The 14,703-nt window shown below is 56.3% G+C and carries 13 protein-coding genes; 12 read left to right on the forward strand and 1 reads right to left on the reverse strand.

Going from position 1 to position 14,703, the window contains the following annotated elements; genetic code table 11:
* Nucleotides 1–103: 103 nt before the first annotated feature.
* Nucleotides 104–991, reverse strand: coding sequence for a LysR family transcriptional regulator (locus ACO0U8_RS16230; RefSeq protein WP_056779909.1), 888 nt, complete (start codon nt 989–991; stop codon nt 104–106).
* A 141-nt stretch (nt 992–1,132) separates the two neighbouring features.
* Between ACO0U8_RS16230 and ACO0U8_RS16235 the strand changes: the two genes are divergently transcribed.
* The 12 genes from ACO0U8_RS16235 (at nt 1,133) to ACO0U8_RS16290 (ending at nt 14,694) form a co-directional block, all read left to right on the forward strand.
* Entirely contained in the window at nt 1,133–2,698 is a 1,566-nt protein-coding gene (locus ACO0U8_RS16235; RefSeq protein WP_183849486.1) for an ABC transporter substrate-binding protein, read from the forward strand.
* Nucleotides 2,699–2,778: 80 nt separating this feature from the next.
* Nucleotides 2,779–3,663 (forward strand): dihydrodipicolinate synthase family protein, encoded by an 885-nt coding sequence (locus ACO0U8_RS16240; protein WP_056779914.1) that lies wholly within the window; start codon nt 2,779–2,781, stop codon nt 3,661–3,663.
* Nucleotides 3,660–4,610: a nucleoside hydrolase gene (locus ACO0U8_RS16245; RefSeq protein ID WP_056779918.1), complete on the forward strand. Its 951-nt coding sequence runs from the start codon at nt 3,660–3,662 to the stop codon at nt 4,608–4,610. Before ACO0U8_RS16240 ends, ACO0U8_RS16245 begins: the two co-directional genes overlap by 4 nt.
* A gap of 4 nt (nt 4,611–4,614) precedes the next feature.
* Nucleotides 4,615–5,577 carry a nucleoside hydrolase gene (locus tag ACO0U8_RS16250; RefSeq protein WP_421671237.1) on the forward strand — a complete coding sequence of 321 codons (963 nt, stop codon included), beginning with the start codon at nt 4,615–4,617 and terminating at the stop codon, nt 5,575–5,577.
* Nucleotides 5,574–6,548 (forward strand): ABC transporter permease, encoded by a 975-nt coding sequence (locus ACO0U8_RS16255; protein ID WP_421671238.1) that lies wholly within the window; start codon nt 5,574–5,576, stop codon nt 6,546–6,548. Before ACO0U8_RS16250 ends, ACO0U8_RS16255 begins: the two co-directional genes overlap by 4 nt.
* Nucleotides 6,548–7,465, forward strand: coding sequence for an ABC transporter permease (locus tag ACO0U8_RS16260; protein ID WP_414072226.1), 918 nt, complete (start codon nt 6,548–6,550; stop codon nt 7,463–7,465). Before ACO0U8_RS16255 ends, ACO0U8_RS16260 begins: the two co-directional genes overlap by 1 nt.
* 2 nt (nt 7,466–7,467) lie before the next feature.
* Complete coding sequence (locus ACO0U8_RS16265; protein ID WP_421671288.1) at nt 7,468–9,270, forward strand: ABC transporter ATP-binding protein; 1,803 nt, start codon at nt 7,468–7,470, stop codon at nt 9,268–9,270.
* 277 nt (nt 9,271–9,547) lie between these two features.
* A complete protein-coding gene (locus ACO0U8_RS16270; RefSeq protein ID WP_390976138.1) occupies nt 9,548–10,759 on the forward strand; it encodes an MFS transporter in 1,212 nt (403 codons plus the stop codon).
* 181 nt (nt 10,760–10,940) lie between these two features.
* Nucleotides 10,941–11,189: a hypothetical protein gene (locus tag ACO0U8_RS16275; protein ID WP_056779932.1), complete on the forward strand. Its 249-nt coding sequence runs from the start codon at nt 10,941–10,943 to the stop codon at nt 11,187–11,189.
* A gap of 356 nt (nt 11,190–11,545) precedes the next feature.
* Nucleotides 11,546–11,977: an OsmC family protein gene (locus ACO0U8_RS16280; protein ID WP_122096795.1), complete on the forward strand. Its 432-nt coding sequence runs from the start codon at nt 11,546–11,548 to the stop codon at nt 11,975–11,977.
* A gap of 198 nt (nt 11,978–12,175) precedes the next feature.
* Entirely contained in the window at nt 12,176–13,081 is a 906-nt protein-coding gene (locus ACO0U8_RS16285; protein WP_056779938.1) for a LysR substrate-binding domain-containing protein, read from the forward strand.
* Between the two features lie 149 nt (nt 13,082–13,230).
* Nucleotides 13,231–14,694: a gamma-aminobutyraldehyde dehydrogenase gene (locus ACO0U8_RS16290; protein WP_421671239.1), complete on the forward strand. Its 1,464-nt coding sequence runs from the start codon at nt 13,231–13,233 to the stop codon at nt 14,692–14,694.
* The last annotated feature ends 9 nt before the right edge of the window (nt 14,695–14,703 follow it).

Below are 14,703 nucleotides of genomic sequence, written 5' to 3' on the forward strand. Positions count from 1 at the left end.
CATCTAACCGATCGCACCAAGTGTCCAATCATTTAGGACCATAAAACTGAAACAGACTATTTTGAACTCGCTGGTACGAAACGGGCGAACCTGATGGGGCGTTTTACAGATAGCCTTCGATTAACGTCTTCATTTCTTTGGTGATCTGTTCTATCAGACGGCTTTTCGGAATTTGCGGCGGGAACACGGCCAGATAGGCGATGCTGATGTCCGGAGTGAAAGGTTTGATCACCAGATTGCACCTGTGGCTGCGGGCTGTGATGAAATCCACCACGCCGACACCCAGATTATTCCCCGCCATGATGCAGCAATTGTTCAGCGACGTTTCGATAGGATTGTTCATATATAAATCCTGACGGCTCATCACCTGATCCAGCTGTTCCCGCAGCGGCGTTTTACGGCCCGGAATAATGGGGCGGTACAGCGTCAGATCCTTCGCGGTCACCACATCCTGTTTTGCCAGCGGATGGCGCGGCGACATCACGGCGACGGCATTCGCCCGCGCCAGCATCTCCGCTTCCAGCCCTTTTACATCGGGTTTACCAAAAACAAAGCCGACGTCGTACTGATTGCTGGTGACCACATCCATAATGTGCGTGGTGCTTTCGATATCCAGAAACAGGGAGATATCGTCAATGGTTTCAATGAGCGGCGGCAAAATATGCTCAACGCAAAGCGCAGACAACGCCGCCACCGTGCCGATGCGCAGAACGCTGCCTTTGGAATGGCGGATTTCATCGGCAATGCGTGAAATATGTTCAAGGCCGAGATACAAACGCTCCACTTCACGGTACAGCTTAATGGCGTCGTCGCGCGGGATCAGCCCGCGTCCGTCGCGATCGAAAAGCTTCAAATCCACCGCATATTCGAAATCACGTATCAGCCTGCTGACCGCCGGCTGGGTAATGTTCATCATGTTTGCTGCTGCTGTAATGCTGCCGGTGAGGATCACTTTGTGAAAAGCTTCTACCTGTCGGGGATTAATTTTCATAATATGTCCTCATGATCCATAACATTTGTTTATGGATGTAACACAAAATACAATTTTCAATTCAGATGTCCACCCCCTAGACTCCGGTTTACGATCTGACACACATTGCCTGAAAATCTAAAATAATTAAGGGTTAAATGAATGAAGAAGTCCGTTCTGGCAGGAGTGCTTTCCTCAGCACTGGCCACGCCTTTTGTATTACACGCCTCTTTTGTACAGGCTGCCGATCTTAAAATCGGTCTTGCCGCTTCAACGACGTCAATGGATCCGCAGTTTTACGTGGGCGGTGCGAACAGCGCCATGGCGCGTAACATTTTCGACGGTCTGGTCAATCAGGACGAAAAACAACATATTACGCCTGCGCTGGCGGTCTCGTGGAAAGTCATTAACGACACCACCTGGGAATTTGCCCTGCGTCCCGGTGTGAAATTCCACGACGGCAGCGATTTCACCGCGAAAGACGTGATCGCCAGCATCAAACGTGTACCGCTGGCTTCGAAAAACAGCCCGAGCGCCTACACGCCTTACGTCAATGACATCGCTGACGTCGTTGAAGTGAACCCGCTAACGGTGAGAATTATCACCAAAGCGCCAACGCCTCTCTTACTCAACAATTTAAGCCGTGTGGCTATTTTACCGGCACGGCTTGAAAACGTTCCGTCACAAACCCTTAACGAAGGGAAAGAGGTGATCGGCACCGGACCTTTCAAATTTGTCAGCTGGACGCCGGATGACAACGTGGTATTAGCGCGTAACGACCAGTATTGGGGCGGAAAAGCGCAGTGGGACAACGTGACCCTGCGTGTGTTTAAAAACCCCAGCGCGCGCGTTGCGGCGATCCGTTCCGGCGACGTCGATGTGATTGAAAGTGTCCCGACGGCAGATGGCAGCAACCTGGCGAAACAGGCCGGTCTGCACATGGAATCCGTCGCGGGTAACCGTATTCTCTATTTACACCCGGATCAGGATCGTGACGATTCGCCGTTCGCCAAAGGCCCGGATGGCAGCAATCCGCTGAAAAAGCGTGAAGTGCGTGAGGCGATGTCGCTGGCGATAAACCGTCAGGCCATCGTGGACAGGATCATGGACGGCCAGGGTGTTCCGGCTTCGCAGCTGGTGCCAAAAGGCTACTTCGGCTACACGCCGTCGATTGGCGCACCGGAATACGATCCGGCCAAAGCCAAACAGTTGCTGGCGCAGGCCGGTTATCCGAACGGCTTTACGCTGACCTTCCATGCGTCGAACGACCGTTATCCTAACGATTCGAAAATTGCTCAGGCCCTCGGCCAGATGTTCACCCGCGTTGGCATAAAAACCGACGTGGTGACCATGCCCGGCAGCGTTTATTTCTCACGGGCTTCTAAACGCGATTTCAGCCTGATCATGGGCGGCGCGGCGATTGAAACCGGTGAAGCCTCCGGTGTGCTGGGACCGTTGCTGGAAACCTTCGGGCCGAATGGCGGGCAGGGCAATCGCGGGCGTTATTCGAACCCTGAATTTGATAAAACGCTGGCGCAGGCGCGTTCGACCCTCGACGACGCCAAACGCGAAACACTGTTACAACACGCCACAGAGATAGCGATGAAGGATCAGGGCACCATCCCGCTGCTGTTCCTCTCCTACACCTGGGCGATGAAAACACCTTATACCTACGTGGGCCGTTCCGACGGCTACACGTTGCCGTACTTTGTGCATGAGAAACAGTAAGTAAGCGCAAAGTACATACCGAACCCACGCGGGAATAGAGCGCCATCACCAGGGTTGTTCTAAGAAAAGAGAGAGAAGCTATGACTTCTTTTAGCGGTGTATTTCCCTATCTGGTTTCCCCCGTTACTGACGGTGGCCAGATAGACAAACCGGTGTTAACCGCACTGGTTGAACACCTGATTGCCAGTGGCGTGCAGGGTCTGACGCCGCTGGGCAGTACAGGTGAATTCGCCTATCTCAGTGCAGAACAGCGCACCGCAGTGGTCGAAACGGTTGTCCACGCCGCTCGAGGCCGCGTTCCGGTGATTGCCGGTGTCGCAGCCACCACCATTCAGGACGCCATAGCGCAAACCGCTCGTTATGTCGCTCTGGGTGTCGACGGTATTCTGGCTATTCTTGAAGCCTATTTCCCGGTGCCCGATCAGGGCGTCGAGGACTATTTCCGTGCCATCGCGGCTGCCGCAGGTCAACTGCCGGTCGTGCTGTACACCAATCCACAGTTTCAGCGCGCCGACCTCAGCCTGCCGGTCATTGAGCGCCTGAGTCACGTGGAGAATATCAACTATATTAAAGATGCCTCGACCAATACCGGCCGGTTGCTGTCGATCATCGAACGCACGCAGGGGCGGATGCAGGTGTTTGCTGCGTCGGCACACATCCCGGTGTGCGTGATGATGATTGGTGGCGTCGGCTGGATGGCCGGTCCGGCCTGCATCGTGCCCAAGCAAAGCCTGGCGCTGTACGAAGCGGCAAAGCAGGGCGACTGGGCGCAGGCCATGGCGTTACAGCGCCCTTTGTGGCGCATCAATGAAATCTTCGCCAAATACTCCATCGCCGGATGCATCAAAGCGGCGTTGCAGTTGCAGGGGTTCGCCGTGGGCGATCCGCTGCCGCCACAGGTTCCCCTCGATGCCGCTGCGCGTCAGGAAATCGCTGAAGTCTTACGTTCCGTAGGTGCCCTGTGAAAACGCTGCCTGTCATTATTGATTGCGATCCTGGTATCGACGACGCCATTGCGCTGCTCAGCGCGTTTGTTGCGCCACAGCTGAATATTCTCGGCATCTGCGCCGTGTGCGGTAATCAGCCTCTAGCCAATACATTGCGTAATGCGCTGCAAATCACCGAACTCGGTCAGCGTACCGACATCCCGGTGTTTGCCGGTTGCCATGAGCCGATGTTCCGCGAGCCGATCCACGGCCAGTTCCATGGCGAAAACGGTCTGGGCAACACCGCGTTTCCCGCGCCGCAAAAAACGCCCGAAAAACTTCACGCCGTTAACTTCCTGATAAACCGTTGCCAGCAGGCGATCGATGATAATCAGCCGCTGACGCTGTGCGTGCTGGGGCCGCTGACCAATCTGGCAACGGCGCTGCGCATGAAACCCGACATTGCTGCCGGTATTGGCCGGGTGGTGCTGATGGGCGGCGCGTACCGTGAAGCCGGTAACCGCACCATGACGTCTGAATTCAACATGCTGGCCGATCCCCACGCCGCGCACATTGTGTTTTCCAGCGATCTCCGCATCACGGTGCTGCCGCTCGACGCCACCCATCAGGTGATCCTTACGCCGGAACATGTGGCGAAATTCATCAAAGTCTCAGGGCGGATTTCCGCGCCGCTGGGTGAGCTGATGGCGTTCTGGGATCGCAATGACGTACGCCGTTATGGCTCGCGTGGCGGGCCACTGCACGATCCGCTGGTGATCGCTTACGTGCTGGCGCCGGAGTTGTTTGGCACCGAGAAAGCGCGGGTGTTTGTTGAGTACGACAGCGAACTTTGTCTGGGGCAAACCGTGGCCGACTGGTACGGCAAATCCGGACAGACTGCCAATGTCGATATCGTCACGCGTGTGGACACTGCAAAAGTCTTCACCCTGTTTTATGAACTGTTATCACGCTATGCCGGGAACTGATCTTATGAGCCAGCGCATCATTATTGATACCGATCCCGGCGTGGATGACGCCATTGCATTGTGGCTGGCACTGGCGTCACCGGAGCTGGACGTGCTGGGCATCACCGTGGTGGCGGGCAACGTGGCGCTGAAAGACACCGTGCGCAACGCCTGTAAAATCGTCGCGCTGTCGGGCAAAACCGACACGCCGGTCTTTGCCGGTGCGCCCGGTCCGCTGGTGCGCGAGCAGGTTTACGGTAAATACGCGCATATCGGTGCCTTCAGCGACGAGCTGGTGCCGGACAGCGAACTGCAACCGCAGAAAGAACACGCGGTGGATTTTCTGGTGCGCACCCTCAGACAGGCGGCGCAGGATAACGACCCTGTCACGGTATGCGCCATCGGGCCGATGACCAATCTGGCGCTGGCGCTGGGAATGCATCCGGACGTGGCGCGTGGCATCAGGCACATCGTCACCATGAGTTGTGCCTTTACGGCATTGGGGCACCGCGTGCCCTGGGCCGAATTCAATGTGTACGCCGATCCCCACGCGGCGGAAAAAGTGTTTAACAGCGGCGTTCCGCTGGTGGTCATGCCGCTGGATATGACCTTTCAGGCGCTGATCGGTGCGGATGACATCGAGGCCATTCGTCAGGACGGCGGCCTGCCGGGAGCCTCTGTCGCGGCACTGCTGGGCGCCTTTGACCGCAGCGATCTCAGCCGTTTTGGTCGCGAAGGTGGCCCGGTGCATGATGCGACCACCATCGCCTGGCTGCTGCAACCGGGGCTATTCTCCGGCCAGAATGCCCGCGTCGGCGTGGCGGTGTCCGGCAAGACCGCCGGTTACACCTACGCCGATTTCTGGCACAAACTGGCGACGCCGCCGAACGCAATGGTGATGCAGAACGTCGATGAATACGGCTTCTTCAGCCTGCTGCGGCGCGTCTTTTCCCGCTACGGCGCACAGCAAGACGACGCGCGCGCATGAGCCGATACCTGCTGGGACGTTTCGGACAAACGCTGCTGACGCTGTTCGTGATGTCGCTGCTGGTATTTGGTGGCGTGTATCTGGTGGGCAATCCGGTGGATCTGTTGCTCAGCACCAGTGCGACGCCGGCCGAACGCCTTGACGTGATCCAGTCTTTCGGCCTGGATAAACCGGTGTGGGAACAATACGGCCTGTTCGTGATGAACGCCCTGCACGGCGATATGGGCAACTCCTTTATTTACAACCAGCCCGCCTTACACCTGATTTTCCAGCGCATGCCCGCCACGCTCGAACTGGCGCTGGTGGCCTTCGTGCTGGCGCTGGTGATAGGTATTCCGCTTGGCGTCTATGCCGGTTTACGCCCCGAGGGCTGGCTGTCGAAAACCATCATGACCGTCTCCATTTTTGGCTTCAGCCTGCCGACGTTTTGGATCGGGCTGATGATGATTATGCTGTTCAGTGTCAAACTCGGCGTGCTGCCTGCCTCGGGGCGTGGCGAAACGCTGGACGTTTTCGGCGTCCCCGTCAGTCTTTTCACCGCCGACGGACTGGCGCATCTGATCCTTCCGGCCTTCAATCTGGCGCTGTTTAAAATCTCGCTGATTATCCGGTTGACCCGCGCCGGTGTGCTCGAATGCCTGCAACAAGATTTCATCCGGTTTGCCCGCGCCAAAGGGTTATCTGAAAGCCGCATCGTGCTGGTTCACGTTCTGAAAAATACCCTGATCCCGCTGATTACCGTGATCGGCCTTGAGCTCGGTTCGCTTATCGCCTTTGCGGTCGTCACCGAAACCATTTACGCCTGGCCGGGCATGGGCAAGCTGATCATTGATTCCATCGCCGTGCTGGATCGCCCGGTGATCCTGGCGTATCTGATGATTACCGTGGTGATGTTCAGCCTGATCAATCTGCTGGTCGACGTGCTGTATGTGCTGGTCGATCCGCGCGTGCGGCTGGGAGGAGAGGCGTGATGCCACCGGATTCCGTTCACTCCCGCACTGCCGCCACGCAGACACCGCACACGGCGTTTTACAACACGCTCACCGCGCTGCTGCGTAACAAATTCTCGCTGTGCGGCCTGATTATTCTGGGCATCGCGGTGCTGCTCTCTGTGCTGGCCCCCTGGATTTCCCCGCAAAACCCGTACGATTTATCGCAGCTCGACATCATGGATGGCCGCCTTAAGCCGGGTTCGGCCAGCCTGAGTGGCCTGGTTTACTGGCTGGGCACCGACGATCAGGGACGTGATTTATTCAGCGCCATTCTTTACGGCATGCGCACCAGCCTGCTGGTGGGCGTATGCAGCGCGGTGATTGCGCTGACCATTGGCGCAATCCTCGGCATGACCAGCGCCTGGGCGGGCGGCAAAACAGACGCGCTGATCATGCGTATCGTGGATATCCAGCTGAGTTTTCCACCGATCCTGATCGCGCTTATCCTGCTGGCCGTGCTCGGGCAGGGCGTGGATAAAATCATCCTGGCGCTGGTGGTCACGCAATGGGCGTACTACGCCCGCACGGTGCGCGGTTCGGCGCTGCTTGAACGCCGCCGCAGCTACGTGGACGCCGCGCGCAGCATGGCGTTGTCAACTCCGCGCATTCTTCTGCGCCACATTTTCCCCAACTGCCTGCCGCCGCTGATTGTGGTCGCCACCATGCGTATCGCCTACGCCATCATGCTCGAGGCCACGCTGTCGTTTCTCGGCATCGGGTTGCCGGTGACCGAACCGTCGCTGGGGTTACTGATCGCCAACGGTTTCGATTACCTGATGTCCGGCGACTACTGGATAAGCGTCTTTCCCGGCGTCACATTGCTGGTGCTGATTGTCGCAATCAACTTAGTCGGTGACGCGCTGCGTGACATCCTCAACCCCAGGAATAAGGATTGATGATGCGCGATCCGGTGTTACAGGTCGAAAAACTCAATACCGCGTTTTCTGTGGAAGGCGAATGGCTGAATGTGGTGCGTGACCTGTCGTTCACGCTTGGCGCAAAAGAAACGCTGGCGCTGGTGGGCGAATCCGGCTCCGGTAAAAGCGTCACCGCCATGTCGATCATGCAACTGCTGGACCCGAGGCACACCCGCTATTCGGGCAGCGTCCTGTTCGACGGCCAGGATTTACTGACCCTGAACCCGCGGCAGATGCAGAGCATTCGCGGCAACCGTATCGGCATGATCTTTCAGGAGCCGATGACCAGCCTGAATCCGGTGCTCAAAATTGGTGTGCAAATCACCGAAGTGCTGAAACGCCACCGTGGGATGGACGACGCCACCGCCCGCGCCGAGGCGGTTCGCCTGCTGGAAAAAGTTCGCATTCCCGCCGCCGCGTCGCGGCTGAATGAATATCCGCTGAGTTTCTCCGGCGGTATGCGCCAGCGTGTGGTGATCGCCATTGCGCTGGCGTGTAATCCACGTTTACTGATTGCCGACGAACCGACCACCGCGCTGGATGTCACCATTCAGGCGCAGATCCTGGCGCTCATCAAATCTTTGCAGGAAGAAGAGGGGATGTCGGTGCTGTTCATCACCCACGATATGGGCGTGGTGGCCGAAGTGGCCGACCGCACGCTGGTGATGCACCGGGGTGAATCCGTTGAGCAGGCGACCACGCGGGAGATTTTTCACCGTCCGCGCCATGCCTACACCCAGGCGCTGCTGGCAGCGGTGCCGCGTCTCGGCGCGATGACCGGCATTGCCCTGCCGCAGCGTTTTCCGCTGCGCGACCTGCACACCGGCGAACCGCAGCCGGTGGCAGATTCCGTCAATACGCTGCGTGACGGCCAGCCGGTGCTCGAGGTCAAAAACCTCGTGACGCGCTTTGATGTGAAATCCGGTTTTTTGCGCCGGGTTTCCTCGCGCGTTCATGCGGTTGAAGATCTCTCTTTCAGCCTGCAACCGGGTGAAACGCTGTCGCTGGTGGGGGAATCCGGCTGCGGAAAATCCACCACCGGGCGCACGATTTTACGACTGACCGAAGCGACGTCCGGGGAGGTGCTGATCTCCGGGCAGGATATCCGCCGCGCCGATCGCAGCCAGCTTGCGGATTTCCGCACTCAGGCGCAGATGATTTTTCAGGATCCTTACGAAAGCCTGAATCCGCGGATGCGTATCGGCCAGGCCATTGCCGAACCGATGGTCAGCCTCGGGCTGCACGATAATGCCGGTGCGAAAATCCGCGTGGCGCAGTTGCTGGAGCAGGTCGGCCTGCAAAGCAGCATGGCGACGCGATTCCCGCATCAGTTTTCCGGCGGCCAGCGTCAGCGGATCTGCATCGCCCGCGCGCTGGCGCTGGAACCGAAACTCATTATTGCCGACGAAGCCGTTTCTGCGCTGGACGTTTCCGTCAAAGCGCAGGTGATCAATCTGATGCTCGATCTCCAGCAGCAGCTCGGGCTGGCGTATCTGTTTATTTCCCACGATATGGCCGTGGTAGAACGCATTAGCCACCGTGTCGCCGTGATGTATCTGGGCGAAATCGTGGAAATCGGCTCCCGCGCCGATATTTTCGACAATCCGCAACATCCTTACACCCGCAAATTGCTGGCCGCCGTGCCGGTTCCTGATCCCACCGTTCACCGCAAACGCACTGTGATCCCGGATGAACTCGCCAGCCCGTTACGCCCGGCCACGTATCAGCCGCTTGCCCGCCATTATCGCGAAGTCAGCAACGGCCATTTCGTCCAAATTTCCTGATTTTCTCGCCCGTCTTTTCGCTCAACGCTTTAGCGTACCAACTTAGTTACAACATACTTCTATGTGGAGGGATTTCCTGATCGGGGGATCTGTATGTGCCCTGCAAATGTGTCAGCTCCGATCCCTCTGTAAGCCGCATGGCAGGCGGGGACTGGCTTAGTGTATTTCGCTATGGGTTATAACTTTTCGATCCTGAGCAAAAATCTTGACCGCGTGATGGTGATCACGTTTTATGGCAGCCGAACACCCGTTAATTCACCTGCTAAGGATAATAATAATGACTGAGTGCGCATCGCTGGACACCCGGCCACAGACTTCTGCTTTCCGCCGATGGCTGGCGGTATTTTCTCTCGCCTGCGGCACATTCGTGCTGGTTAACACTGAATTTCTGCCGATCGGCCTGCTTTCGCCGATCGCCCGTTCGCTGGGCGTGACCGAAGGCCATGCCGGGCTGGCGGTAATGTTGCCGGGGCTGGTTGCGGCGATTTCTGCTCCGCTGATTATGCTGTTTGCCAAACGTATGGATCGTCGCAGACTCCTGCTTCTGCTGTCTGCCACGGTGATCCTCGCCAACGGCATTGCGGTGATGGCGGACTCGTTTAACGTTTTGCTGATCGGACGCATTATTCTCGGCGTCGGTGTCGGGGGATTCTGGTCTTTTGCCATCCCCTCCGGGCGGCGTCTGGTGCCGGAAGAGCAGGGTGCGCGGGCGATTTCGCTGATCACCGCTGGCGTGGCGGTCGGTACGGTGGCCGGCGTGCCCGCCGGCGCCTTTATCGGCGATCTGTTCGGCTGGAGAATGGCGTTCACGCTTAATGCGGTCATGGCGCTGGTGATTTTTGTCCTGCAATGGATAGCGCTGCCGTCCCTTCCGGCGCAGCAGTCGATTGGGCTGCGCGCCATGCTGGGCGTGACCAAAGTGCCGGGTATCCGCTACGCGCTGATTATCGGCGTCTTTATGGCGGGCGGGCATTTCGCGGCCTATACCTATCTTGAACCCTGGCTGCGTTTTGATTTGCACCTCTCCGCCAGCAGTATTTCTCTCTTGCTGATGGGATACGGTATTGCGGGGCTTATCGGTACGCTGGCGTCGGAATTCACCGTGCGGGAATTCGGTGTGAAGCGGGCGTTTATGCTCAACATGTTGTTACTCAGCCTGTCGGTGCTGGTGCTGTCAACATTTCATGTTCCGCTGGCGCTGGCCAGTGCGCTGGTGATCCTCTGGGGCCTGGCGTTCGGCGCATTGCCGGTATGTCTGAATATCTGGACGTATCAGGCATCGCCCGCGCTGTTTGAAACCGGTTCAGCACTGCTGGTTTGTGTGTTCCAGACATCGCTGGCGCTGGGGGCATTGTTTGGCGGCGTACTGGCGGATAACGCCGGTGTCAGCAGCGCATTCCTGCTCGGTGGAGTGCTGACTTTGCTGGCGGCGATCACCATTTATCTGTCACGTCCGCAGCCGGTAAACGTGCAGGGTGGGAAGAGATAATCGCGTCAGTCATCAGGAAATCTCTCCACATAAGCACTTTCCCCTTATTCCCCACGCCCTCTGCGGTGGGGAAATTTGATATAAAATAGACAATTGGCAATTTTAATGATTTATTATTCGCCACAATTGCAGTCGCCTGCTACTTTTTTATAATCGGAGTGAAAGGACAGGAGGATGTTAAATGAAAGTGCTGAAAAACGAGACGGACTATATTACATGGATGTTCGACAACTACTTTCAGCTGTCAAAGGCAACGGTATCCCCGTTAATGAGTGATGGTGAGATTAAAGAGGTACTGACCGAATTGCACCCAGAGTCTTTCCCGTGTATTGGGTATTTAACTTTTTCTTCAACAGGTTGTAATTGCGAGGTAAATTATATTTCCCGTGACATGGTTTCCGAGTGGGCTGTGGAACTGGACATACATTAATCTGGCGAATGTTATAATCTGGCACGAATGTTAAAAGGGCCTGGACAGATCCACCGGCCCTTTTTTCTATTTGTTCTCCCCTGTCCCGAAGGCGAATTCTTCATCTGTTTTCATACACAGACCTGCCACCACAAACATAAAGTCGAATAAGAATATTCTTTAAATAAACCCTTTGTTCCCAATCTGTGTCTATTTCGGATCATGAATCCTGTGATCATATGATCCCAGGATTGCATTTAAATAAGATTTTTTGTTACTGAGTAATAAACCATCAGTGCCTGAAAAGGGCGGCATCGTTGCGGGATGAGCATCAGCGTCTATACTTAAGGTGAATGTTAAAAAAACCGGAGGAATACATGACCATTCATAAGAAAGGACAGGCGCATTGGGAAGGCGACATCAAACACGGAAAAGGTTATATCTCTTCTGAAAGCGGTGCTCTGAAAGACCAGCCTTACGGATTCAATACCCGCTTCGAGGGTAAACCGGGGACTAACCCGGAAGAATTGCTCGGCGCGGCACATTCCGCCTGTTTCTCAATGGCGCTGTCATTGATGCTCGGCGAAGCAGGGCATGTCCCTGAAAGCATTGATACCGTGGCAGATGTTTCTCTTGATAAAGTCGATGGCGGCTTCGCCATTACTAAGATCGCGCTCGACAGCACGGTCAAACTGCCCGGCATTGATAAAGACAAATTCGACGAAATTATCAAAGCGGCGAAAGCCGGTTGCCCGGTTTCCAAAGTGCTTAACGCGGAAATCACCCTGACGTACAAGCTGGAAAATTGATCGTCAAATTCTGATTCTTTTTCTCAGAACAATGAGCCATGCGAATTTTGCATGGCTTTTGTGTTTCTGATCCCAAATCTGTCATCCTTCTGTCCTGCCATTTGACAAAAAATCCCTGCCTGCCTTAACTCAATCATTCCCTTAAACCGAATGGTGCCCGATGCTGTTCGGTTTTTTAATGAGATGTTGAGGCGCCCCATGCTGACGTTACGCCAGATCCGCCATTTTATTGCCGTTGCTGAAACCGGTTCGATTTCCGCTGCGGCGCAGGCCTCCTTTGTGTCTCAGTCATCGCTGACGCAGGCCATTCAGCAGCTTGAGGTGGAAACCGAAGCGCGGCTGTTCGACCGCCATGCGAAAGGCATGACGCTGACCCATCAGGGGCACCAGTTTTTACGCCAGTCTTATCTGATCCTCGCCACTGTCGATAACGCCAAACGCAGCCTGCAAATGGGGACAGAAAGCGTCACCGGTCAGATCACGCTCGGCGTGACCAGCCTGGTGGCTGGCTATTTTCTGGTGGATTTGCTCAAGCAATTCAATGCGTATTACCCGAATGTTGAGGTCAAAGTGGTGGAGGATGAGCGTCAGTACATCGAACATCTGCTGGTGAGCGGTGAAATCGATATCGGCGTGCTGATCCTCTCCAATCTGGAAGATCGCGATGCGCTGCAAACCGAAGTGCTGACCCATTCCTCCTACCGCCTGTGGCTGCCGCCGCTGCATCCGTTGCTGGAGCGCGAAAGTATTTCGCTGGCGGATATCGCGAATGAACCGCTGATCCAGCTCAACGTCGATGAAATGGAGAAACATGCGCAGCGGCTGTGGGCACGGGCGGGGCTGAAACCCAATATCGCGATGAAAACCGCCTCCACCGAGGCGGTACGCAGCCTGGTTGCGGCCGGTCTGGGCGTTTCGGTTCAGCCGGACATGGCCTACCGCGCCTGGTCGCTGGAAGGCAATATGATTGAAGCCAGCAAACTGGAGGATTCCATCGAACCGCTGGATATCGGGCTGGCGTGGCGGCGCGGCAGCGCGAGGCCGGAGCTGGTTACGCCATTCCTGACCATTGCACGTGAAAACAGCGCCAAGCGCAGACCCTGACAAGGAGCATTCGGTTTAACCGAACGCAGACTTCAATAATTGCTATTTGTTGCCCTCAGAGAAATTACCTACTGTGAATTAGCAGGTTTGTTACTAACTAATAACATTTTTGTTAATTAAGGATGATTCTCTGAACTGAGGGCAGTGCAATGTCGGATGCAGAATTTGTTGCCAGTTTTTCTGAAAAGCATGTAATCAATGGCGACCTTCTGCACGGTGAAGGCGCGACGCAAAACATTTTCAACCCTGCGACCGGTGACGTGATTGCCGAGGTCGCCGAAACCTCTCTGGCACAAGTCGCTCTGGCGGTGAATGCCGCCAATGCCGCTTTCAGCCGCTGGTCACGCACCACGCCAGCCGAACGGGCCTCCGTGCTTTTGCGTATCGCCGACGCCATCGAAAAACAGGCGCATTCGCTGGCACAGCTCGAAGCCATCAACTGCGGTAAACCGCTGCCTCAGGCGCTGAAAGACGATTTACCTGCCGCTGTCGATGTCTTTCGCTTCTTTGCCGGGGCAGTGCGTTGCCAGCAGGGGCAACTTTCCGGCGAATATCTGCCCGGCCACACCTCGATGGTGCGCCGCGACCCGCTGGGCGTGGTGGCCTCGATTGCCCCCTGGAATTACCCGCTGATGATGTCAGCGTGGAAAATTGCTCCCGCGCTGGCGGCGGGCAACACCGTGGTGTTTAAACCCTCTGAACATACTCCGCTGACCATTTTGGCCTTGCTGCCCGCGTTGCAGGAGATCCTGCCGCCGGGTGTGCTGAACGTCATTACCGGCAGCGGTGAAGGGGTCGGTAATGCGCTGGTCAGTCATCCGCATGTCCGTCTGATTTCACTGACCGGCGACATCGTCACCGGGCAGCGCATTTTGCAGGCGGCGGTGAAAACGGTGAAACGCACTCATCTTGAGCTGGGCGGCAAAGCGCCGGTGATCGTTTGCAACGATGCCGACATTGATGACGTGGTGCAGGCGGTCAGCTGCTGGGGATATTACAACGCGGGGCAGGATTGTACTTCCGCCTGTCGCGTGTATGCACAGGCCGGGATCTACGAACGGCTGGTGGAAAAGCTGGGTGAGGCGGTATCGCAACTCTCTTTCGCCAGAAAGAATGACAGCGAAAACTTTATGGGGCCGCTTATCAGCGCACGCCAGCGCGATCGCGTGTCGAGCTTCGTCGAACGGGCGCTGAGTCAGCCGCATATCGAGCGTATCACCGGCGCGGCGTCCCATTCCGGCCCCGGCTTCTATTACCAGCCCACGCTGCTGGCGGGATGTCTGCAAAGTGATGAAATCGTCCAGCGCGAAGTGTTCGGTCCGGTGGTCAGCGTCACCCGTTTTGACACCGTTCAGCAGGTCGTGGACTGGGCGAATGAATCAGAATACGGGCTGGCGTCCTCGGTCTGGACGCAAAATATCGATCTGGCGATGCAAATTTCCTCCCATCTGCAATACGGCACCACCTGGATTAACACGCACTTTTCTTTAGTCAGCGAAATGCCCCACGGCGGATTAAAACGCTCCGGGTATGGCAATGATCTCTCGAGTTATTCGTTACAGGATTACAGCGTAGTCAGGCACATCATGGCGAAGTTCAAACCACAATTCTAATAACAGACA

The organism is Rahnella sp. EDr1-12, assembly GCF_049206505.1.
Classification (GTDB): Bacteria; Pseudomonadota; Gammaproteobacteria; order Enterobacterales; family Enterobacteriaceae; genus Rahnella; species Rahnella rivi.